A 22831-nucleotide genomic window follows, 5' to 3' on the forward strand; every position below is an offset into this window, starting at 1 on the left:
GCAAGAAGGCGCATATGCGTCTCACCGATTGCCATAATATCGATGATTTTCGTAGACTGGCCAAGGCACGACTGCCCTGGCCGGTCTTCGACTATATCGACGGAGCAGCGGACGGTGAGCAGACCAAGGCGCGCAATACGAGCGCCTTTGGCGATGCCGACCTCGTGCCTGACGTATTGGCCGGAGTCGCTCAAATCGACACAAGTTGCACCATCATGGGCCGCAAGAGCGCCCTGCCAATGATGCTCAGCCCGACTGCGTTACAACGTGTTTTTCATTACCAAGGCGAAACCGCTGTCGCCAAGGCGGCGGAGAAGTTCGGACTTTGGTTCGGGATTTCAAGCCTTGCGACGCGAAGCATCGAAGAGATCGCCGCACTCACCTCAGGCCCGAAGCTGTTCCAGCTCTACGTCCACAAAGACAAAGGGTTGAACCAATCGATGATCGAACGCTGCCAGGCCGCACAATTCGATGCGATTGCCCTCACTGTGGACACAATCGTTTCGGGTAAGCGAGAGCGGTGTTTGCGGAGCGGCTTCACTACCCCGCCCCGCTTCACTCCTTCGGCGGTCTGGTCATATGCGACGCGGCCGCGCTGGACGCTCGATTATCTCTTCCGCGAGAAATTCAATCTGCCAAACCTGGACACGCATGTCTCTGAAGGATCGAGCAAGGCAGTGAGCATCGCGGATTACTTCAACACAATGCTCGATACATCGATGGATTGGGACACAGCGGCTCGGATCCGGCAGGATTGGGGCGGAAAATTCTGCCTCAAAGGCGTTATGAGCGCGAACGACGCACGGCGCGCTGTCGAGATCGGGGCGGATGCGATCATGATTTCCAATCACGGAGGCAGGCAATTGGATGGGAGCCGCGCGCCTTTCGACCAGCTGCGCGAAATCGTCGATACAGTTGGCGGCGAGATCGAGATCATCTGCGACGGCGGGGTGCGGCGCGGAACCCATGCGCTCAAGGCTGTATGCGCGGGAGCAACCGCAGCATCGGGCGGCAGGCTCTACCTCTATGCGCTTGCCGCAGCGGGCCAGGCGGGAGTCGAACGCGCTATCGGTATCCTCAAGGATGAGATCGAGCGTGGCATGCGTCTTATGGGCGTGACTTCGGTCGGCCAGCTGACGCCCGAACGCCTGCGCTGGCGTTAAGTCAAAGCATCTTCGTAAAGCAGGCCTGAAGTTCTTTCGCAAAAGCTTCCGGCTGCTCCCACGCGGCAAAGTGACCGCCTTTTTGCAGTTCGTTCCAGTAGACAAGGTTGGTGTAACGTCGCTCAACCCATTTGCGCGGCGTCGGAAGGACTTCCTTCGGGAACATGCTAGCCCCTGAGGGAATGGCAACATTCCCATCTCCGAAATTGCCAAAACTTTCCCAATAAAGCCGTGCCGACGACGCGCCGCTCGCCCCGAGCCAATAGATCATGATATTGTCGAGGATCTGGTCCTTGCTCAGCGCATCGAAGGGCGATCCTTCATTATCGGTCCAGGCCCACATCTTCTCTAGGATCCAGCCTGCCAACCCAGCCGGTGAGTCGACGAGCCCATAGCCGACCGTCTGCGGGCGCGTGCTCTGCTGCTTGGAATATCCCGAGTCCCAATCCTGGTAGTATTTGAGCGCGCCAAGCGCCTTGAGTTCTGCGGGAGACGGATTGGCAAGATCCTCTTCTGTCGGGCGTGCGATCGGCATGTTGACGTGTATCCCGGCGCAGCCGTCTGGTGCCTGAGCGCCGATCATCGTGGTAACCGCCCCGCCCCAATCGCCGCCCTGTGCGACCCAGCGTTCATAACCGAGCTGCTGCATCAGCTTGGCCCAGGTCTGCGCAATTTTCTCGACACCCCATCCTGTTTCCGCTGGTTTCCCTGAAAATCCATAGCCCGGCAGCGATGGCGCGATTATGTGGAACGCCTGCCCCTCCTCAGGCTCGGTCAACAGAGGGATGGAATCCAGGAATTCCACTACTGACCCTGGCCAACCATGCGTCATCAGCAGTGGAACGGCGTCCTCGCGGCTTGAGCGGACATGGAGAAAATGGACATCCAGGCCACCGATCTCGGTCATGAATTGACCCAGCTCGTTCAATTGCGCCTCGCATCTGCGCCAATCATATTGCGTTCGCCAATACTCGATCAGCTCCTGCAACACCGCCAGCGGCGTTCCCTGCGACCAGTCATCGACCGGTTCTTTTTCCGGCCAGCGCGTATCGTCGATCCTGCGATAAAGCCGTTCGAGCTCGACCTGCGGTACATCGAGCTTGAAATCCCTGATCTCGCTCATTGCATATCCCCCTCTCGCGCAGCCTTCGAAGCGGCAAGAACCTTGACGGTGTCCATCAACAACATCGTGCTGCTCGCTTTGGCAATGATGGTCCCGTCCGAGGCTTTGAGATGCCCTTCATAGAAGCTGGTCCTGCGGCCGTGCCGCTCGACCCAGCCTTCGGCAAGGACAATTCCCGGCCGCGCCGGAGCGAAGAAACTCACTTTCATCTCGAGCGTCATCGGCACTTTGTGCTGGCCGTTCTTGGCCATCGCGGCATGCGCCATCGCCGCATCGATCCATCCGGTAACGAACCCGCCTTGCACCACTCCGCCCGAATGGCATTGTGCTTCCCTGGCCTCGTACTCGATGCTTGCTCGACCTTCGGGATCGAGCTCGACAATCTGCACGAGCCCCATTTCTTCATAGAGCGAATGGGCCGGTGGCGAACTGTCTGTCATGTAGTCTCGCTTGCAACAGTGGAGGTGTTTCTTGGAGGTGCACTGGCAGCTTTCGCTTTACAAGCGCGCCGTGCCCACTCATAGTTTTAGGCATGAACCGCAACGGATTGCTCCTACTACGACTTACACGCCCTTGGGCGTGACGTAACGCGTGCCAATCGGGCGCGCGAAGCGCCCAAGGGATCATTTCCGCATAGCACAGCAAATCCGTTACGAGTTCCCAGCCATGAGCATGCTTTCCAACCCAGCACGAAAATACCGAGCATTTCCCCAGATTGACTTGTTTGACCGGCAGTGGCCCAGCCGCACGATCACCGCCCCGCCCCGCTGGCTCTCGACCGACCTGCGCGACGGCAACCAGTCGATCATCGATCCCATGGATGCGGTTAAGAAGAACCGCTTTTTCGACCTGTTGGTCGAAGTCGGGATCAAGGAAATCGAAGTCGGATTCCCGAGCGCGGGCGCAACCGAGTTCGACTTCATCCAGGGGCTAGTGAGTTCGGGCAAGATACCCGATGACGTTACCGTGCAGGTCCTCACGCAAAGCCGCGAAGACCTAATCCGCACCAGTTTCGAAAGCCTGGCAGGTGCGAAGCAAGCGATTGTCCATCTATATAACGCGGTATCACCCGCATGGCGCGATATTGTCTTCCGCATGAGCAAGGAAGAAGTGCGCCAGATCGCGGTAGATGGTGCACAGGTGATGCGAGATGAGGCGGCAAAGCGTCCAGACACTGATTGGCATTTCCAGTATTCGCCCGAGACGTTCTCGACCGCCGAAATCGATTTCAGCATCGAAGTTTGTGAAGCGGTGATGGAGGTTCTCCAACCTACGCCCGAAAAGCCAATCATCCTCAACCTGCCGGCCACCGTTGAAGCGGCAACACCCAACATTTACGCCGACCAAATCGAGTATTTCTGCCGCAACCTTCCTAATCGCGAGAGCGCGGTGATCTCGCTCCATACGCATAACGATCGCGGGACTGGCGTCGCTGCAGCTGAGCTGGGCTTGATGGCAGGCGCAGACCGCGTCGAAGGCTGCCTGTTCGGCAATGGCGAGCGCACCGGCAACTGCTGCCTCGTGACGGTCGCACTGAATATGTACACGCAAGGCGTCGACCCGGGGCTCGATTTCTCCGATATCGACCGCGTGATCGAGACGGTAGAATACTGCAACGAGCTGCCCGTGCACCAGCGTCATCCTTATGGCGGCGAGCTGGTCTTCACCGCATTCTCCGGATCGCACCAGGACGCGATCAAGAAGGGCTTCGAAGCCAACGAACTGCAAAACGACGAGCACTGGCGCGTCCCCTACCTGCCGATCGATCCGGCCGATCTCGGGCGCGACTACGAAGCGGTGATCCGGGTCAATTCGCAGAGCGGCAAAGGCGGCTTCGCTTGGGTGCTCGAACAGGATCAGGGGCTCAAACTGCCCAAGAAGATGCAAGCGCATTTCTCCAAGCATGTCCAGCACTTGGCGGATGAACTTGGCAGGGAGTTGAATGCAGCCGATATCTGGGAGGCATTCAAGGACACCTACCACGTCCAGACTCCGAACAAGCATTTCCAGCTGGTTGATTATGAGGAAAGCCGCGCCAGCGACGGCACGCGCATTTTCTCAGGCAAGATTGCTGTAGATGGCGGCGAACAGAGCGTGTCTGGCCGTGGTAACGGGCTGATCTCGTCTGTCATCTCGACGCTCGAAGAAGCGTTCGACCTCGACATCAAGGTCCTCGACTATTCCGAGCATGCCTTGGGCGCAGGCCGGGATGCCAACGCCGCCGCCTATCTCGAATGCCAGACCGGAGACCGCATTATCTGGGGCTGCGGGATCGACGAAGACGTCGCGACCGCCAGCGTCAGAGCGGTATTGAGTGCAGCGAACAGTGCAATAAGGTAACTGCTTTAGATTCAGGCGAAATATCCGCCCGGTCAATCGGAGAGGGAATTCGATGCTCAGATACATTGTAGCCGCGGGGCTGCTCTCGCTTTCAGCATGTGCAACGCAGGACGTTGAGCAGCCGCGCTCGGTGAGCACCACCGCAATGCCGCAGGTCACCATTTATCACCTCGAAGGTCGGCGTTCCGAACGGATTGTCTGGCTGATGGAGGAGCTGGGGCAGCCGTATAAGCTCGAGTATGTGCGCGGTGATCTGCGCGCTTCTATGGCGAAGGTTCACGCCTTGGGTCATGAAATGCCTCAAGTGCCAACCGTCGTGATTGAGGACGAGATCCTGGTCGAATCGGGAGCAATCATCGACACCATCCTCAATCGCTATGCTCCGGGCCAGCTTGCTCCTGCGGTCGACGATCCCTTCTATCCCAAGCATCAAATGTGGATGCACTATGCCGAAGGGTCGCTCGCTGCGCGCCTGTTCAGCGACTATCGCGCTTGGCGCACCAACCCGCCAACCCAGCGCTCGCCGCTGGTCGATAGCGAAGCCGTAGTCCAGTTCGCCGAGAACCACCTTGAGAAGCATCCCTATTTCGGGGGTGACGTATTCTCCGCCGCGGACATCATGATGCATTTCCCGCTTCGCGTGGCATTGGGCCTGAACCTGGTCGATCGGGAGCAATTCCCCAATATCGTCGCCTGGAATGAGAAGGTCGAAGCGCGCCCCGCTTACCGGCGGATGTTGGCGGCAGCACGTCCGGACGGCATGATCGGTAATCTCCCGCCGGTCGAGCAGCGCCCACCATCCGATCGATAGGAGGGGCCGCTTGTCGCGGTTTTCGGCAGTGCCAAGAGTATGATCGGAGCGCTATCTAAGCGAAGGCATTGAAGCCCATCCACAGGCCCATGCCAATCATGAATAGATTCTCGGTCAGCGAAACGAAGCCGAGCGGGACGTTGCTGTCCCCGCCAACGCAGGCGCATTTGATTGCCCGCTTGTCGATGTAAACGGCCTTGATAACGCTGACAGCGCCTACCGTGCCGATGAACAGTGCCACCGGCACCGAGATCCAAGGCAGGATCTTCGCCGTCATCAGCACCCCCGCGAGCCCTTCGGCGAAGGGGTAGATGTAGCCATAGGGGACCCAGCGGCGCGCCAGCAGGTCGTAATTGAGGAACATCGTCGAAAAGCTCTCGACATCTCGCACCTTGAGGAAGGCGAGGACGCACATCGAGAAACTGACGAACCATTCGGCCGAAAGGATCGTAAGCGGTTCGCCGGTCGCGACCCATGCAGCAGCTAAGGCCATCAGTAGCGTCATCGTGAACAGCGCAATCACCGGACGATAGGTCGTCTCGCCCTTTTCAAGCTGCTTGCGTCCGAAATGCTTGCGCAGTTCGGTATAGCCGCCGATCCGTTTGTCGCCGATCCACGCCTGCGGTGTGTAGCTGACTTCGTGCTTGGCTTTGAAAGCCTCGGTCTCCTCGCGCGTTCTCAGCGGATGATCCTCGACCGTGTAGCCTTCCCGCTCGAGCAGCCATTTGGCCTTAAGCCCGGAAGGGCAAAGATGATCGGGCATGACCATGCGATAAAGCGTGGCGGTCTTGCTTCCTGCCATGATCGATCCCTACTTCCTCTGCCGTTCGAGAAGATCGACCAGTTCGCCGAATTTCGCAGCTTGTTCCGCTTCGTCCCCCGAAGCAATTGCCTCGGCGACGCAGCACGCGGCGTGGTCCTTGAGCACCTGGCTTTCGACCTTGGCCAGCGCCGATCGGATCGCCTGGATCTGGTGCAGGATATCGATGCAATAGCGATCATCCTCAACCATCTGGGCCACACCGCGCACTTGCCCCGCAATCCGGTTAAGGCGACGGATCTTTGCGGCGGTTAGTTCGCCCATGGAAGAAAGCCCTTTCAAATACCCTAGGGGGGTATATATAGCAGCGCGACCACCGTTACAATAAGGCCGTATGCCAAACCCTCTTTCTTACTTATCCCGCCGCCGCCTAATCACCAGCACGGTTGGGCTGGCAGCGGCCAGCGCCTTGCCTGTGCCCGCCTGGGCCAAGGGTGCCTCCCTCATGCATGCAAAGAACGGTTTCGGCGAGCTTTCGGGGCATGACATTCGCCTCACCATCGACAACCATCATTTCAGCACAGGTGGGCGCAGCGGCCACGCAATCGCGGTCAACGGAACCGTCCCGGGCCCGCTGATCCGCTTGCGCGAAGGGCAGCATGTGCGGCTGCACGTCACCAACGCCCTGGAAGAGGATAGCTCGATCCACTGGCACGGGCTGCTGCTGCCGTTCCAGTTCGATGGCGTTCCGGGCGTAAGCTTTCCGGGGATCAAACCGGGCGAGACCTTCACCTACGAATTCCCGATCCGTCAGGCGGGCACCTATTGGTGGCACTCGCATTCCGGGCTGCAGGAACAGGCAGGCCATTATGGCCCGCTGGTCATCGAAAGCGCCGATCCTGATCCGCGCTATGACAGGGACTACGTGGTGATGCTGAGCGAGTTCAGCCCGCTCCATCCGCACGACATCATGCGCAAGCTCAAGGTTGGCGAGCACTACTTCAACCGCCAGATGCAAACCGCCAGCGATGGCGACATGACGGGCGAAATGCGGCGAATGTGGGCGCAGATGCGGATGAACCCGCGCGATATCGCGGACGTTACGGGCGCGACCTATACCTATCTCATCAATGGCCATGGGCCGGCCGACAATCTCCAACTCGCTTTCGAGGCCGGAGAAAGCGTGCGGCTGCGCATCATCAATGGTTCGGCGATGTCGTTCTTCAATATGCGTATCCCCGGCGTACCGATGACCGTGATCGAAGCCGACGGGCAGCCGGTAGACCCGGTTGAAGTCGACGAATTCCAGATCGGCACGGCCGAGACCTACGACGTGATCGTCACACCGCCCGACGGCAGTCATGCACTGGTTGCCGAGGCAATGGATCGCAGCGGCATGGGAGTCGCCAGCCTGACGTCGCATGCTGGGCATATTGCTACCCCTCCCGCTCTTCGTGAAACACCCACCCTCAGCATGACCGATATGGGCATGATGGATCATGCAGCGATGGGACACGGCGATATGGCAGGTTCGAGCGGCATGGATCATTCCATGCGCGATACCTCCAAACTACCCACCGATGTCGAAACCGGCCCGGGTGTCGACATGATCGCGCCAATGCCAATGGACCGAATGGATTTTCCGGGGCTCGGGCTCGACACGGTCGAACACCGCGTGCTCCGCTATACCGATCTCAAGGCGGCACGGATGAATCCGCATCGCGAGATCGAGCGCGAGATGGAAATCCACCTCACCGGCAATATGGAACGATACATGTGGTCGTTCGATGGGAAGAAATTCTCCGCCGTGACCGATGACCCGATCCGGTTCGGTTTTGACGAGCGAGTCAGGGTGAAACTGGTCAACAACACTATGATGGCTCACCCGATCCATCTTCACGGACACTTCTTCGAGCTGGTCAACGGCGCCGACCACATGCACCAGCCATTGAAGCACACTCTAGTGGTGCAGCCGGGCGGGACCGCAACGTTCGATCTTACCGCCAGCGAGCCGGGCGACTGGGCCTTCCACTGTCACCTGCTCTATCACATGCATGCAGGCATGATGCAGGTGGTGACGGTCCGGCCTTTCCCGGCCGGGGGTGAAGCATGATGCACTGGCTTCTTCCTGCTGGCGCTGCCCTGATAGCAGCTCCTGCCGCGGCACAGGATCATACCGCTCACCGAATGCCGGCTCCCGCGCAAGAGGTGGACCACTGCGCGATGGGTCATCTGCCGCCCGAGCAGTGTCCGCCCAAGGATGCTGAAAGCGGCGAAGCGGAGATGGACCATTCGCAAATGGATCATTCCAAAATGAACCACGCGCAGCCGCAAGCGAGCAGTGCTGTCGACCATTCGGCCCACATGATGGGATCGGACAAGTCGGCGAGCGGCGCTGCACCCGAGGGCGCTGTCCCGTCGCGCGCGTTTGAAGGTCCGATGCACGCGGCTGATGCGATCTGGGGCCCCTACGAGATGGGCCGGGCGCGTGAGACCATGCGTTCATCTCACGGCGAAACAACTTCTGGCCAGGTGATGTTCGAACGCCTTGAAGCGCGGCTCGGCGAAGGCGAAGATGCCTATCTGTGGGACCTGCGCGCATTCTACGGCGGTGATCTCAACAAGTTCGTGCTGAAGTCCGAAGGCGAAGGCGCGTTCTCGGAAAGCATCGAAGATGCCGAAGTGCAGGCGCTCTACAGCCGCGCGATCACGCCCTTTTTCGACCTCCAGGCCGGCGTTCGTGTTGATCTGGAGCCGGAAAGCCGCAGCCATCTCGTATTAGGGATAGAGGGTCTCGCGCCCTACATGTTCCATGTCGATGGAGCATTGTTCTTGTCAGATCAGGGAGACCTTACCGCAAGGGTCGAGGCGGAGTATGACCAAAAGCTGACGCAGCAGCTGATCCTCCAACCGCGCATCGAAATCGAAGCGAGCGCGCAGGATATTCCCGAGCGCGATATCGGCGCCGGGCTTACCAAGATCGAGCCGGGCCTTAGGCTCCGATACGAGATCATGCCCGAGTTCGCGCCCTATGTCGGTGTGGAATATGAGGCGAAGCTGGGAGAAACCGCGGACTTGGCGCGTGCTGAGGGAGAAGATCCAGAAGGCATCAAGCTTCTTCTGGGCATCCGGGCCTGGTTCTAGACCACCTATAAACGGTAGTTGCCTCGCAGGCTTCTAGCAGCGATGCTGCGCGCATGAGCGAAGACATCATCGAACCCGACCTGCCGATCATCGATCCGCACCATCACCTGTGGGACCTGCGACCGCTCGTACCGGCTCTGCAGGAGCCCTTACATCCATTCCTGCAGACCCTGGTCGATGTCCCATACTACACCTTCGATCATCTCTATGACGACACGCACAGCGGCCACAATGTGATCGGAACCGTGTTCATGGAATGCGGCGCGTTCTACAATCGCGAGTTGGGCGAAGCGCTCAAACCAGTCGGCGAAGTCCAATATGTCAACGGCGTGGCAGCCCAGGGCGCGAGCGGTCTCTACGGCGATTACCGTCCATGCGCAGCAATCATGGGTCACGCCGACATGCATCTGGGTGATGGCGTAAAGCCAGTCATCGAAGCGCTCGACGTAGCAGGCGGCGGCCGGTTTCGCGGCGTACGGCAAACAGCCGCATGGGATGCCGATCCGAATGTCGTCAGCGGCACCAAGGAGCGGATCGAAGGACGCTATGTCAGCGATGAGTTCCGCTCTGGCTTCACTGCTTTCAGCGATTTCGGTCTGGTATTCGACGCTTGGTTGATGGAGCCCCAACTCGGCGACTTCCTCGATCTTGCGAAAAGCTACCCCAATCAGCAGTTCGTTCTCGATCATTGCGGCACACCGCTCAACGTCGGACCATACAGGGGCAAGCTTGCTGAGCATTTCGGCCGCTGGAAAGCGTCGATCGAAGCGATCGCTGAATGTGAGAACGTGTGCATCAAGCTGGGCGGCCTAGCGATGGTTTACTGCGGCATGCCCGAAGATGGCCCGGCGGCAGGCAAGGGCTCGGAAGAGCTGGCTGGCATGTGGAAGCCCTATATCGAGACCTGTATCGAAGCTTTCGGCGCAGACCGGGCCATGTTCGAAAGTAACTATCCGGTCGATCGTTGGGGGGCGACCTATCAGGTCTTGTGGAACGCCTTCAAACGGCTTGCGAGTGGCGCATCTGACGATGAGAAACGCGCGCTCTTTGCGGGAACGGCGGCGCGGATTTACGGGATCGAGAACCTCCTCGGCTGACTTGCCGCTACGGCATTGCGGGATGGCCTTGTCCTATCAAAATCAGCCGCTCGACACGCCCGCCTAGGCTGCTTAAGCGCGCATGTTCCTGATCAGATTGGAGACCTGAATGTCTTTGCCAGCCCCGTTTGACCGCCTGCGCCTGCCTATCATCGGTTCACCGCTGTTTATCGTTTCCGGACCGGAACTGGTCATTGCGCAATGCAAGGCAGGCATCATCGGTTCGTTCCCCTCGCTCAATGCACGGCCGCAGAGCCTGCTCGACGAATGGCTGCATCAGATCACCGAGGAACTCGCCAAGCATAACCGCGAGAATCCCGATCGTCCGGCAGCGCCATTCGCGGTCAACCAGATCATCCACAAATCGAACGACCGGGTCGATGCCGACATGGCGTCTTGCGAGAAGTGGCAGGTGCCGATGATCATCACCTCGCTCGGCGCGCGCGAGGAGGTTTTCCAGGCGGTGACGAATTGGGGCGGGATCACGATGCACGACGTGATCAACGACCGCTTCGCCCGCAAGGCGATCGAAAAGGGTGCCGATGGACTGATCCCGGTGGCAGCCGGTGCTGGCGGCCACGCCGGAACGCTCAGCCCATTCGCGCTGATGCAGGAAATTCGCGAATGGTTCGATGGGCTGGTTGCCCTGTCGGGCTCGATCGCGCATGGGCAGGCGGTGCTAGCAGCCCAGGCTATGGGCGCAGACTTCGGCTATATCGGGAGCGCATTCATCGCGACCAAGGAAGCCAACGCCGACCAGCGCTACAAGGAAGGCATCGTAGAAGGTCGTTCGGACGGTATTGTCTACACCAACCTCTTTACCGGAGTGCACGGCAACTACCTTCGCAGCTCGATCGAGAATGCCGGGATGGACCCCGACAACCTGCCCGAAAGCGATCCGAGCAAGATGAACTTCGGTTCGGGCGGCAACACCAAGGCCAAGGCCTGGAAAGACATCTGGGGTTCGGGCCAGGGCGTCGGCGCGATCACAGCGGTCGACACGGTGGCCGACTATGTCGACAAGCTTGAACGCGAATACAACGCCGCGAAGGCCGATCTGGCGGCAAAGACCGGCCCCTCAGGCTGGAAAAGCTAGGACGCGGCCCAGAGCCGTTCCGCAACGTCATCCAATTCTCGGTAGTCGAGATTTTTGCCTAGTGGGTCCTTGCTATTGAGCTTGAGGTAGCCCGGCGCAGGGGACAGCAAGCTCTCCCGTAGGCTATCCTGGAGTTGGGCCATCTTTTGCTGGGCGAAGGAACCGGCGTGATCCTGTTCCCGCCGTTTGATCTTGCGCCACTCCCGATCGATGATCGAAACCCGCTCGATGACAGCTTCGTTATAATCCCGGTGCGGCCCGCGATGGAGCGGCAGCCCCATCCTTACAGCCGCATGATCTCGCGCCGGAAGGAGAAGGCCGTTACGGCGAAAATCCTCGAAGCCGATCCGCTCGTGCCCGATTGCGCTGAACATAGCGTCAAATGCAGTAAGCCCGACCAATTGCCGAGGCAATAAATGATGTCTTTGCAGGGAAGGATCGTGCGCCCGGGTCCCCGGACGATTAACTGAACGAAAAGGAAGCGCCCCGCGCCGCCGAACGGGCGCAGGACCACCGAATTGCGACCTCATAACTGCAGACTAAACGGGCGTTACCGTGACCTTGTTCCCATCCTCGGACGGCTCAAGCCTGAGCTGGCTCCCGTCGGGGCCGGAAACGATCTGGTTCTCCTGCAGTTTGCCGTTCATGACCAACTGGTGCACCAGGCGCATTGCCAGCCGAGTCGATGCTGCGAGATCGTGCACCATTTCCTTGCCCATCACCACCTCTTGCCCGGTGAAGAACGAAAGCCCCACGCTCTCAAGCCCGCCATCGTCTGCGGCGCGAAAAGCAGAGAGACCCAATGCCGGGAAAGGACCGCCCTCGACCCATGAATCGATTGAAGAGGAGAAGAATTCGGGCCCGGTCACGCTGAGCGAAGGCAGCCAGAAGAAGCCTTGGACAGTGCCCAATTCCTTGCCGAGATTGCAGCCCAAACCGTTCAACGCGCGGGCCACCACAAGACTGCGCGCGCCGCCTGAAAGGTGGGGACCAGGGGCAAGCCCAACCAATTCGTAATCGCCGAGATCGAGATCCTTGTCGCAATCGATGCGGAATTCGATCTCGGGTGCCGTAACGTCAGGTCCGGGAGCAAGGCCAACAAGATCGAAAGTCAGGCCGTCGACCAGCAACTCAAGCCATGAGTCCGCCGCACCCGCAAGCTCGCTCGACCAGCTGGTGTCACTGCTGGTGTGCGCCTCGCCTGGATCGAAACTGATGCCGGCATTGCGAACGCGCGACAACGCAGACCGCACTGCTGCGCGATCCGGCCTCCCATTCTTGGGGAAAAGCAGGATTAGCCCGGCAGTATGCGTACGACTGTCGCCGATGGCCTCATTCCTAATCGCCGCGACCCCTTTCCTCCTGCGACTTCGGCCTAGCCGATTTGTGCAGCGCTCGTCGAGTCTTGCTCATCAAAGTAGCTCGAATCTAGACATAATTTCTAGAAGATCCCCATCTCAATTCCTTTGGCGATTGCCGCTCCCAATTCGCCTGCCGCAAGCAACTCGGGTTCCTCCAATCGCTTGGGCGCGAGAATTTCCTCTGGCGTCTGCGCAGCAGTATTGACGATCATGGGATCGGCGATGCGCTTGAGCCGCCAGCCAGTAGCGATGCGATCGATTTGCCGTTGCGCCCCGTCACCATCGGAACCAGCCGCTATGATTGTCGCGTATGGCCTACCTTCCAGCTTCCCGAGGACGGGATAATAGCAACGATCGAACATCTCCTTCATCTCCCCCGACATGCTGGCGAGATTCTCCGGACAGGCAAACAAGAAGCCCGGCGCCGCCACAAGGTCCTCCGGATGGGTGTCACGCGCTCTGAGAAGAAGCCCTGCTTGACCTGCTGAATGTGCAGCGGCGCTAGCCAGCGCCTCGCTCGCGCCGGTGCGGCTGTGCCAGACAATCAAAAGCTTTCCGTTACCGTTCACAAGCACCACCATCGGGCGAGTCTGTCGATTGTCAATTGCCACCGGGTTGTAGGCGTGGACAGTTCGACTAGAATTAAAACATGGCAATCAACACAGTCTCGCATGTTTTCGGGGTCGAAAAGTCACTTTCAGGCAAGGCCTGGACCTGGCGTGCCGGCAATATGAACCTTGATCCGGGGGATGTGAATGGCGATGACCTCGTCACGCAGCTGTTGCGTGCGCGCGGCGTCACCGACGAGGATCTCGAAAAACACCGCGACCCGACCTTGCGTGCCTTCTTGCCTGATCCGTCGATATTCCAGGACATGGATGTTGCCGCCGAACGTATTGCGCAGGCCATCCTTACCGCCGAAACAGTGACTGTGTACGGTGACTACGATGTCGATGGAGCGACGAGCGCGGCGCTCCTGATCCGCCTGTTGCGCGATCTGGGGCACGAAGCGCGCTACTACATTCCTGATCGCCTGCTTGAGGGCTATGGTCCCAGCGGCGAGGCCCTGGTCAAACTTGGTCAGGAAGGATCAAGCCTTATCGTCACGGTCGATTGCGGGGCAATGGCGCACGAAGCCCTGGCCATGGCGCATGAAGCAGGTGTGGATGTGATCGTGGTTGATCACCACAAATGCTCACCCGAGCTTCCTAAGGCCGCCGCAATGGTGAACCCAAATCGGCTCGACGAAAGCGATGAAGCGGCCTCGCACGGGCACCTGGCAGCAGTCGGCCTGGCGTTCCTCCTTGCCATAGCGCTAGTTCGTACGCTTCGCGCCAGCGGCTATTTCGAAAATCGCACCGAGCCCGACTTATTCGGCTTGCTCGACCTCGTAGCGCTCGGCACGGTAGCCGATGTTGCGGCTCTCCACGGTCTCAATCGCGCATTCGTCACTCAAGGCCTCAAGGTGATGGCCAGGCGGGAAGGCACCGGCATGGCCGCCCTGATCGACGCCAGCCGAATCAATCGCGCGCCCAAGAGCAGCGACCTCGGCTTTGCGCTCGGCCCGCGGATCAATGCCGGTGGACGGGTGGGAGAATCAACCCTGGGTGTCCGCCTGCTAACCACCGAGGACCCGGCAGAAGCGCAGCGCATCGCGGCGCAGCTGTCATCGCTCAATGAAGACCGCCGCGCAATCGAAGCGGAAGTGCAGGAAGCCGCCGACGCGCAAATTGACGGACAGCACAACCGTGCAGTGCATGTTCTTTCGGGAAGCGGCTGGCACCCTGGCGTGATCGGCATTGTCGCCGGGCGGATCAAGGAAAAGACCGGCAAGCCCTCGCTCATCATTGCGCTCGATGAAGCGACAGGGCTCGGCAAGGGATCCGGACGCTCGATCATGGGCGTTGATCTGGGTGCGGCGATTATCGCAGCGCGCGAAGAAGGCCTGCTCGAGGCAGGTGGCGGCCACGCCATGGCCGCAGGCCTTACCGTCGAGATAGCGAAACTGGGGCCCTTCTCCGACTGGCTTGACGCTAAACTCGGGCGCTCGGTCGAAAAGGCGATGCGCAACCAGTCGATGTTGCTCGATCTCGCGCTCGCTCCGGGCGGTCTCCAGCCCGATTTGGTCGAGACTATCGAAAGCGCGGGACCCTACGGGGTCGGTTGGCCGGGGCCCCGCATTGCGGTTGGTCCGGTGCGGCTCGTCAAATGCGACATCGTTGGGGCCGACCACGTCAGGATCATCGCTGCGGGCGACGATGGGCGCTCCTTCAAGGGGATCGCATTTCGAGCCGCCGAAAGCCCCTTGGGCCAGGCGCTGCTGCATGCGAGCCGCGATCGCAAGCTATGGCTCGCGGGCCGGGCCAAGATCGACGATTGGGGTCCGAGGCCGCAAGCAGAGCTTCATATCGAAGACGCAGCCTGGGCGAATTGACTACAATGCAGCGCAAGGCTTGACGGCACCCCTTCGTATCCCTAATTGCGCCGCCACGCCACCGAGCCGATCGGTATGGCCCCTTCGTCTAGCGGTTAGGACGCGGCCCTTTCACGGCTGAAACACGGGTTCGATTCCCGTAGGGGTCACCATCGGCGGTGGGCGCAACTTTCCCCACAAGTTTGTAATTCTCAACAGAGAGATGACCTGCCTCACTTGCGCGGGCAGCAATCAAGCTGACATTTGGCCCCATGCGAGGACGCATTCTCATCCTTGGCGGAATCCTTGCGGTACTCGCCCTTACCGCAGCAGCCTTGTTCGGCAGCGCCGAACCCGATGCGACACTACCGCCTGCAGAGACGAGTACTACCGAGATCGCCTTGCCCGAGAATCGCGATACGGAGCTGTACCGTGCGGTCATCGCGAGATTTGCGAAGGGCGAAGGCTATTATGAAGCTGTCAGCGACCTTCATCGCGAACGCAGCTATCCGCTTTTTCCTTTCTTCACCGTTCGCCAACCCACACTGGCATGGATTAGCGTCAATGTCGGCACCCTGGGCCTCTACCTGATCGCATGGCTGGTGCTGCTGGCAATTATTGCCGTTTGGTATCGCTCACTGGCCAGTCAATCGTTTGCCGTCCGAGCCGCATTTGTTGGGATTCTGGCGCTGGGTGGGGCTTCCACCATTACGCCCGCAGGTATTGTGATGCACGAGTTTTGGTGCGGCCTGCTAATCACACTTTCACTGGGCTTCATGCGCCAGGAACATTGGCCGATGCGCTTGCTTTTTGCTGCGCTTGCCCTTTCCTTGCGCGAGTTTGCACTCGCCTACCTAGTGGTGCTGGGATTCAACGCCATTCTGGGTCGACGCTGGCAGGAAGTTTTGGGAGTGGCTGCGATTGTCGGCTTGTTCGCTGGAGGCATGGCGCTGCACCAGCAAGCGGTCGATGCGGTTCGTATCGCAACGGATCTCAAGTCTCCGCCATGGAGCGGATTTCGTGGCCCTGAAGGGCTGGTCGGCGACCTTTCACAGGTAAGTTGGCTAGGTCTATTGCCATGGCCTTTGGCTGCTTTCCTGACGTTCCTGCCTCTTGCCGGATGGCTACTGGCTCCCAACCGCGTCACAGCATCTCTCTGGTTTGCGGGTTTCGGCGCAACGATCGCGATCTTTGCTCGACCGAACAATACCTACTGGATACTCGTCATACTCCCCGCATATCTGGCCGGACTTGCGTTTCTGGCCCGTTCGCGCAGCCTCTTGACGAACACTTCCGAGATTGGAACTCGCTGAAACAGTCTTTGTAATACCGTGACTCGATTCAATCACGAACCGCCGCTAAGGGCCAACGAGATGGATCAGAAACGCTCATTCCCCATGTCGGGCTTTATCGTGGCGATCGTCGGCATCATTGGCATGGCAATCTTCGGTATCGGCTGGGATCTGATAGTTGCGATCGCGCTGCTATGGCTTGCGTCTTTATGGCTCGTTTCTGCCACGCCCCCACCGTCCACAAGGAAAGAGGCGCCCTCCCCCTTTACCCGCGATTCAATGGGCGGACTGATCGAACTATCGGGTACACCGTTTCTGCTCGAAGAAAATGGCAAGATCAGCATCGCCAATCTGCAGGCCCGCAAGATCTTCGGCGAGCACATCATCGGCCAGGACCTGCGTGTTACTTTTCGCCAGCCCGAGGCGATCGCCTTCCTCACCGCAAGCAAGACTGGTTCGACAATCGTTCATGGCCTCGTCCGCAGGCGAGATATCTGGCAGATCAACCGTCAATCGTTGTCGGAAGGCCTCTCTCTCATCGAGTTGATCAACAAGACGGCTGAGGCCGACATCAGTCGTGCGCATACCGATTTCGTGGCAAACGCCAGCCACGAGCTGAGAACCCCGCTTTCTTCCATTATCGGCTATGCTGAGACGCTGCGCGACAATGACGAAGACGTTGCTTCAGAAACGTCAAAGCGATTCCTGAAAACCATCCTGCATGAGGCCAAGCGGCTGCAGAATCTCGTAAGCGATCTGATGTCGCTTTCCCGTGTCGAGGCAGAGAAGCATGATCTTCCTGACCGAATGATCGAATTGTCTCCTCTGGTCGAGCGTGCCGCACGGGAAGGTGCGGGTCAGGAACGCCTGGATCGCGTAGCATTCGCTCTCGAAGACGGGTTGCAGGTCAAGGGAGACACCCAGCAACTTGAGCAACTGGTCCGCAACCTCGTCGACAACGGACTGAAATACGGTGCCGAGGAAGGACGTGTATTCGTCACGCTCGACGTCGGGCCAACCGGCAATTCGCGGCTTGTAGTGCGGGATGAGGGAAAGGGGATTGATCCCGAACACCTTCCCCATCTGACTCGCCGGTTTTACCGTACCGATCCCGGCCGCAGCCGCGCATCGGGCGGCACCGGCCTGGGTCTCGCGATTGTGAAGCATATTGTGGAACGCCACCGCGGACGGCTCGACATTGATAGCGTGGTCGGTCAGGGAACGACGGTTACTGTTCGTATACCGCGGGTCGTGGCGGAAGAGGAAGCACCGTCATGAAACCGTCACAAATGGTGCACAGGGCCACCCCACAGGCAAGTTTCGCGCAGTACCTCCTACCGATTCGAACGCGCACCCCAGGCTAATTTGTAATGTCGCTCACTTTACTCTTCCTGCTTGCGGTCGGCCTCGCTGTGATAGCTTGGCTATCGGCCCGCGCTCGCGCCTGGAGCTTCCAGGCCAAAGCCAGTGACGGACGCATCGCCTCCCGCCCCAATTATCACGGCTGGTACGTGGCGCTATGGGTGGCGATCCCTGTGCTATTGTTTGTCGCGGTGTGGAGCATAATTGCGCCCCAGTTGATCACGCAAAGTGTCTTGGCACACCCGGCCGCTGCATCGCTTCCCGAATTCGGCATCCAGCGCCTGACGATCCTCAGCGAAGCGAAAGCGGTTGCCAGTGGAGCGACCGACGTGGTGTTCAATCCGGCAGCTCTCGATCTTGTCGAACCTTTCCGTGAGGCCCTGAGCTTGTACAACTGGATCGGGATCGCGGTTGCGCTGGCAGTCGGATTCCTTACCGGCACTTGGGCATTCCTGCGGCTAAAACCCGATTTCAGCGCACGCACCCGGGTCGAGCGCGCGGTGATGGCGATCCTGTTGATCGCGTCGCTTGTCGCAATCCTCACAACGCTCGGCATTTTCGCAAGCCTGATCTTCGAGACTGTCCGCTTCTTCGGAATGGTTTCACCGATCGACTTCCTCTTCGGCACCCATTGGGGGCCCGATCCGATGGCTAATGCCGAGAATCCGGATCCGACGCGCTATGGCGCGATTCCGTTGTTCTGGGGTACGATCTTCATCGGTGCGATCATCGCGATGATCGTGGCGATCCCGCTGGGTCTGATGAGCGCGATTTACCTTACGCAGTATGCCCATCCAAAGCTGCGTGCCTGGGTGAAACCCGCGCTCGAGATTCTCGCTGGCGTGCCAACGGTGGTCTACGGATATTTTGCCGCATTGACGGTCGCACCCTTCATTCGCGATCTCGCCGTCTCGCTGGGCGCATCCAACCCATCAAGCGAGAGCGCACTGGCTGCGGGTCTTGTCATGGGCGTGATGATTATTCCCTTCGTCTCTTCGATGGCAGATGACAGCATCGCTGCCGTCCCGCAGGCAATGCGCGATGGCAGCCTTGCCATGGGGGCAACGACTTCCGAAACGATCCGGCGCGTCCTCGTACCCGCTGCCCTGCCCGGCATCGTTGCCGGTGTGATGCTCGCGATCAGCCGCGCGATCGGCGAAACGATGATCGTGGTGATGGCGGCTTCGACTGCTGCCAATCTTACTGCCAATCCGCTCGAAGCGATGACCACTGTGACGGTGCAAATCGTCGCCATGCTGACCGGCGAAGGCAGCTTCGACCACCCGGCAACCTTAAGCGCTTTTGCGCTCGGCCTCGTGCTGTTCCTGGTGACGCTGGGCCTTAACTTTATCGCCCTGCGCGTCGTGAAGAGGTTCCGCGAAGCTTATGAGTGATCATACGCCTCCTACCCGCACCGAGGTCTTCGAAGCGCGCCTGAAGAAGCGCTATGCCGCCGAACGCCGCTTCAAGGCGCTTGGGCTAGGCGCCATACTCTTTTCAGTGCTGGTGCTTGCCTTCCTGCTTGGCACCATGACATTCAACGGCCTCGGTGGCTTCCAGCGAGCCGAACTGAAGGTTCCGATTGACTTCACCCAAGCCGGTATCGGAGCCGATGCCAATAGCCTGGCGCAGCTCGACGCAATCCAGAGCCTCGAGCGGCAGGGATTGCCGGATGTGGTGAACTACTTCGCATCCGAAGCGATCGGCCAGGAAGGCACCGATGAACTCAACAGCCAGGGATGGCGAATTGTGGGTGAGGCGATTGTTGCCAATCCCAGTCTGCTGCAGCGCGAAGAAGTATTTTGGCTCCCTGCAAGCGGTGATCTCGCAGCTGGCTACGAGGGCGAAGGCTCTCAGGAAATGCAACTACTTGCTAGGCAGCTTAGCGAAGCAGGGCATCTGGAGAAGAACTTCGACTTTGGTTTCCTGGAGCGCGCCGACGCCACAGATCCGCAGATGGTCGGTATTTGGGGCGCCCTGAAGGGTTCGATCCTGACAATGATCGTGACACTGCTGATGGCATTTCCGATCGGCGTGTTAGCCGCGCTCTACCTTGAGGAATACGCGCCTAAGAACCGCTGGACCGATTTGATCGAAGTATCGATCAACAACCTCGCTGCAGTTCCATCGATCATTTTTGGCCTGCTCGGCCTTGCGGTATTCCTCTGGATGTTCCCTAATTTCCGCTCAGCCCCCTTGATCGGCGGCATGACGCTTGCATTGATGACGATGCCCGTGATCGTGATCTCCGGCCGCAATGCCATCAAAGCTGTGCCGCCCTCGATCCGCGATGGTGCACTTGCTGTTGGCGCAAGCCCTGTGCAGGTGGTGTTCCACCACGTGCTGCCACTTGCCCTGCCCGGCATCCTGACCGGCACCATCATCGGCATGGCGCGCGCACTGGGCGAAACCGCGCCGCTGCTGATGATCGGAATGCGCGCCTTCGTTGCGACACCGCCTGACGGTTTCACATCCCCGGCAACCGTTCTCCCGGTACAGATATTCCTTTGGTCAGACGAAATCGACCGCGGTTTTGTCGAGCGCACTAGCGCGGCAATTATCGTGCTTTTGCTGTTCCTGCTATTGATGAACGGCCTCGCAATTTACCTCCGCAACAAATTCGAGAAAACCTGGTGACCGTAGTCCATCCGAACCTCAAGTCGACCAACGCCAAGATGCGTACCAAGGACGTGTCGGTTTTCTATGCCGACAAGATGGCAATCGATCAGGTCTCGATCGACATCCCGACCGAGTACGTGACTGCCTTCATCGGCCCGTCTGGCTGCGGCAAATCGACCTTCCTGCGCACCCTCAACCGGATGAACGACACCATCCCGAGCGCGCGTGTCGAGGGGACAATCGAACTCGACGGCGAAGACATTTACCGTTCCGGCATGGATGTGGTGCAGCTGCGTGCGCGTGTCGGCATGGTGTTTCAGAAGCCCAACCCTTTCCCAAAGTCGATCTATGACAATATCGCTTACGGGCCCAAGATCCACGGCATGGCCGAAACCAAGGATGAACTCGACGAAGTAGTCGAGACATCGCTGCGTCGCGCCGGACTGTGGGAAGAGGTGAAAGACAGGCTACAGGACAGCGGCACCGCTCTGTCAGGCGGCCAGCAACAGCGCCTTTGCATTGCCCGGGCAATCGCGGTCGATCCCGAGGTGATCCTTATGGATGAGCCGTGTTCGGCGCTCGATCCCATCGCCACGGCCAAGATCGAGGAACTGATCGACGAGCTCAACGGACGATATGCTATAGTCATCGTGACACACTCGATGCAGCAGGCCGCGCGCGTAAGCCAGCGGACGGCCTTCTTCCATCTCGGTAAGATGGTAGAATACGGACGCACGACCGACATTTTCACCAATCCGCTGGAACAGCGGACCCAGGATTACATCACCGGCAGGTACGGTTAGGATTTCTCGCATGACGGAACATACAGTCAAGGCATTCGATGAGGACATCACCCGCCTGCGCGGGCTGATCGCCGAAATGGGCGGACTCGCCGAGGTCGCCCTCCAGCAGGCCATGGACGCGCTTATTAAAGGCGATGATGACCTCGCCGATAAGGTCGTCAAAGGCGACAAGAAAATCGACGCGCTCGAAAGCGAGATCGACAAGCTGGCGGTCCGGATTATTGCCTTGCGCGCTCCAATGGCCGACGATCTACGCGAAGTCATCGCAGCCCTGAAGATTGCCGGGGTTGTCGAGCGGATTGGCGATTATTCGAAGAACATCGCCAAGGCTAGCCGCAAGGTGGGCCAGCGAAAAGAATTCGAACCCCTCACACTGCTGCCGGCAATGGCCGATGTCGCTGGGGAAATGGTCCATGATGTGCTCACCGCCTATGCCGCGCGCGATCCCGTTGGCGCCAAGGAAGTCATCGCGATGGACAACAAAGTCGATGCCTTTTACGATTCAATTTTTCGCAATGTCGTCACATACATGGTCGAGAATCCTGCGACGATTTCCGCTGCGGCACAGTTGCTTTTCGTCGCCCGCAACATCGAACGTATCGGCGATCACGCGACCAACGTGGCGGAGATGGTCCATTTTGCCGCGACAGGGAATTACCCCGTCGACGAGGAAGATTGACCTTCAGTCACGCGATTGTCGCGAAACCGTAGTATTCGCAGCGTCTGTAATCGCGGCAAGCTTCGGGGAAAATAGCCCATGTCGGCGCCCAAACTGATCCTGGTTGAAGACGATCCTGCACTGTCGGAGCTGCTTGAGTTCCGCTTCGAAAAGGAAGGCTACGAAGTGCGCGTCACGCCAGATGGCGATGAGGCGCTGGTGATGGCGCAGGAAGACCTGCCTGATCTCATGATCCTTGATTGGATGATCGAGGGTACAAGCGGGATCGAGGTCTGTCGCAGGCTCCGCAGGGACAAACGGACAGCTCACCTCCCGATTATCATGCTGACTGCGCGTGAGGATGAGGACGACCGTGTGCGCGGCCTCGAAACCGGTGCAGACGATTACCTGACCAAGCCGTTTTCGCCGCGCGAATTGCTTGCCCGCGTGGCCGCCGTGATGCGGCGGATCCGCCCGGCCCTGGCCGGCGAAAGTATCGCAGTTGGCGACATCACGCTCGATCCGGTTGCGCACAGGGTCCAGCGACAAGGCCAGGAATTGCAGCTTGGCCCCACCGAATACCGACTCCTGCAGTTCTTCATGGAAAGCCCCGGACGTGTATTTAGTCGCAACCAGTTGCTGGACGGCGTGTGGGGCACAGGCAGCGATATTGAGCTCCGCACGGTCGACGTCCATATCCGCCGACTACGCAAGGCAATCGAAATCGAAGGCGCTATTGATCCGATCCGCACTGTCCGCAGCGCAGGATATTCCCTCGAGCCTTCCTAG

22 protein-coding genes and 1 tRNA gene are annotated in these 22831 nt (G+C 59.3%); 16 read left to right on the forward strand and 7 right to left on the reverse strand.

The annotated features are described in order from the left end of the window. The first annotated feature begins 14 nt into the window (after positions 1-14). On the forward strand, positions 15-1163 hold the full coding sequence (locus ACEWMW_RS12005) for an alpha-hydroxy acid oxidase (protein WP_409414180.1): 1149 nt from the start codon (positions 15-17) through the stop codon (positions 1161-1163). Position 1164: 1 nt separating this feature from the next. Here the strand turns inward: ACEWMW_RS12005 and ACEWMW_RS12010 are convergent, their stop codons facing one another. Next, the gene (locus ACEWMW_RS12010) at positions 1165-2286 is read right to left on the reverse strand and encodes an epoxide hydrolase family protein (protein ID WP_409414181.1); all 1122 of its coding nucleotides are present in this window, start codon (positions 2284-2286) and stop codon (positions 1165-1167) included. After that, positions 2283-2726 carry a PaaI family thioesterase gene (locus ACEWMW_RS12015; RefSeq protein WP_409414182.1) on the reverse strand — a complete coding sequence of 148 codons (444 nt, stop codon included), beginning with the start codon at positions 2724-2726 and terminating at the stop codon, positions 2283-2285. Before ACEWMW_RS12015 ends, ACEWMW_RS12010 begins: the two co-directional genes overlap by 4 nt. A gap of 226 nt (positions 2727-2952) precedes the next feature. Here ACEWMW_RS12015 and leuA point away from each other — a divergent pair, with 226 nt between their 5' ends. Both leuA and ACEWMW_RS12025 read left to right on the forward strand, forming a co-directional pair. Continuing rightward, on the forward strand, positions 2953-4626 hold the full coding sequence (leuA, locus tag ACEWMW_RS12020; RefSeq protein WP_409414183.1) for a 2-isopropylmalate synthase: 1674 nt from the start codon (positions 2953-2955) through the stop codon (positions 4624-4626). A gap of 52 nt (positions 4627-4678) precedes the next feature. Further along, complete coding sequence (locus ACEWMW_RS12025) at positions 4679-5437, forward strand: glutathione S-transferase family protein (RefSeq protein ID WP_409414184.1); 759 nt, start codon at positions 4679-4681, stop codon at positions 5435-5437. A 55-nt stretch (positions 5438-5492) separates the two neighbouring features. On the opposite strand, the gene ACEWMW_RS12030 is transcribed toward ACEWMW_RS12025, so the two are convergent. Both ACEWMW_RS12030 and ACEWMW_RS12035 read right to left on the reverse strand, forming a co-directional pair. Beyond that, entirely contained in the window at positions 5493-6239 is a 747-nt protein-coding gene (locus ACEWMW_RS12030) for a MauE/DoxX family redox-associated membrane protein (protein ID WP_409414185.1), read from the reverse strand. A gap of 9 nt (positions 6240-6248) precedes the next feature. Next, positions 6249-6521, reverse strand: a complete 273-nt coding sequence (locus tag ACEWMW_RS12035) for a metal-sensitive transcriptional regulator (RefSeq protein WP_409414186.1) — start codon at positions 6519-6521, stop codon at positions 6249-6251. Between the two features lie 70 nt (positions 6522-6591). Here ACEWMW_RS12035 and ACEWMW_RS12040 point away from each other — a divergent pair, with 70 nt between their 5' ends. The 4 genes from ACEWMW_RS12040 to ACEWMW_RS12055 all read left to right on the forward strand — a co-directional run bounded on the left by ACEWMW_RS12040 (position 6592) and on the right by ACEWMW_RS12055 (position 11534). Continuing rightward, positions 6592-8310 carry a copper resistance system multicopper oxidase gene (locus ACEWMW_RS12040; protein ID WP_409414187.1) on the forward strand — a complete coding sequence of 573 codons (1719 nt, stop codon included), beginning with the start codon at positions 6592-6594 and terminating at the stop codon, positions 8308-8310. After that, positions 8307-9341 (forward strand): copper resistance protein B, encoded by a 1035-nt coding sequence (locus ACEWMW_RS12045; RefSeq protein WP_409414188.1) that lies wholly within the window; start codon positions 8307-8309, stop codon positions 9339-9341. Before ACEWMW_RS12040 ends, ACEWMW_RS12045 begins: the two co-directional genes overlap by 4 nt. 53 nt (positions 9342-9394) lie before the next feature. After that, positions 9395-10438 (forward strand): amidohydrolase family protein, encoded by a 1044-nt coding sequence (locus ACEWMW_RS12050; RefSeq protein ID WP_409414189.1) that lies wholly within the window; start codon positions 9395-9397, stop codon positions 10436-10438. 109 nt (positions 10439-10547) lie between these two features. Continuing rightward, entirely contained in the window at positions 10548-11534 is a 987-nt protein-coding gene (locus ACEWMW_RS12055; RefSeq protein ID WP_409414190.1) for an NAD(P)H-dependent flavin oxidoreductase, read from the forward strand. On the opposite strand, the gene ACEWMW_RS12060 is transcribed toward ACEWMW_RS12055, so the two are convergent. The 3 genes from ACEWMW_RS12060 to ACEWMW_RS12070 all read right to left on the reverse strand — a co-directional run bounded on the left by ACEWMW_RS12060 (position 11531) and on the right by ACEWMW_RS12070 (position 13476). Then, positions 11531-12064, reverse strand: coding sequence for an AHH domain-containing protein (locus ACEWMW_RS12060; RefSeq protein WP_409414191.1), 534 nt, complete (start codon positions 12062-12064; stop codon positions 11531-11533). The genes ACEWMW_RS12055 and ACEWMW_RS12060 overlap by 4 nt on opposite strands. A 9-nt stretch (positions 12065-12073) precedes the next feature. Then, positions 12074-12787, reverse strand: a complete 714-nt coding sequence (locus ACEWMW_RS12065) for a hypothetical protein (protein ID WP_409414192.1) — start codon at positions 12785-12787, stop codon at positions 12074-12076. A 188-nt stretch (positions 12788-12975) separates the two neighbouring features. Then, the gene (locus tag ACEWMW_RS12070; RefSeq protein ID WP_409414460.1) at positions 12976-13476 is read right to left on the reverse strand and encodes a flavodoxin family protein; all 501 of its coding nucleotides are present in this window, start codon (positions 13474-13476) and stop codon (positions 12976-12978) included. 68 nt (positions 13477-13544) lie between these two features. On the opposite strand from ACEWMW_RS12070, the gene recJ reads away from it, so the two are divergent. From recJ to phoB, 9 genes are all read left to right on the forward strand, one after another. Beyond that, positions 13545-15329: a single-stranded-DNA-specific exonuclease RecJ gene (gene recJ / locus ACEWMW_RS12075; RefSeq protein ID WP_409414193.1), complete on the forward strand. Its 1785-nt coding sequence runs from the start codon at positions 13545-13547 to the stop codon at positions 15327-15329. A 77-nt stretch (positions 15330-15406) separates the two neighbouring features. Further along, positions 15407-15481, forward strand: a tRNA-Glu gene (locus tag ACEWMW_RS12080). Between the two features lie 99 nt (positions 15482-15580). After that, a complete protein-coding gene (locus tag ACEWMW_RS12085; RefSeq protein ID WP_409414194.1) occupies positions 15581-16621 on the forward strand; it encodes a hypothetical protein in 1041 nt (346 codons plus the stop codon). Positions 16622-16681: 60 nt separating this feature from the next. After that, positions 16682-17878, forward strand: a complete 1197-nt coding sequence (locus tag ACEWMW_RS12090) for an ATP-binding protein (protein WP_409414195.1) — start codon at positions 16682-16684, stop codon at positions 17876-17878. A gap of 92 nt (positions 17879-17970) precedes the next feature. Beyond that, positions 17971-19356, forward strand: coding sequence for a phosphate ABC transporter permease subunit PstC (gene pstC / locus ACEWMW_RS12095; RefSeq protein WP_409414196.1), 1386 nt, complete (start codon positions 17971-17973; stop codon positions 19354-19356). After that, positions 19349-20599 (forward strand): phosphate ABC transporter permease PstA, encoded by a 1251-nt coding sequence (gene pstA, locus ACEWMW_RS12100; RefSeq protein ID WP_409414197.1) that lies wholly within the window; start codon positions 19349-19351, stop codon positions 20597-20599. Before pstC ends, pstA begins: the two co-directional genes overlap by 8 nt. Before the next feature lie 38 nt (positions 20600-20637). Next, entirely contained in the window at positions 20638-21384 is a 747-nt protein-coding gene (gene pstB, locus ACEWMW_RS12105; RefSeq protein ID WP_409414461.1) for a phosphate ABC transporter ATP-binding protein PstB, read from the forward strand. A 10-nt stretch (positions 21385-21394) separates the two neighbouring features. Beyond that, positions 21395-22063 (forward strand): phosphate signaling complex protein PhoU, encoded by a 669-nt coding sequence (gene phoU, locus ACEWMW_RS12110; RefSeq protein WP_409414198.1) that lies wholly within the window; start codon positions 21395-21397, stop codon positions 22061-22063. A gap of 78 nt (positions 22064-22141) precedes the next feature. Further along, on the forward strand, positions 22142-22831 hold the full coding sequence (gene phoB / locus ACEWMW_RS12115) for a phosphate regulon transcriptional regulator PhoB (RefSeq protein ID WP_409414199.1): 690 nt from the start codon (positions 22142-22144) through the stop codon (positions 22829-22831).

The sequence above is a fragment of the Litorerythrobacter xanthomarinus genome (assembly GCF_046254955.1).
Lineage (GTDB): Bacteria > Pseudomonadota > Alphaproteobacteria > Sphingomonadales > Sphingomonadaceae > Qipengyuania_C.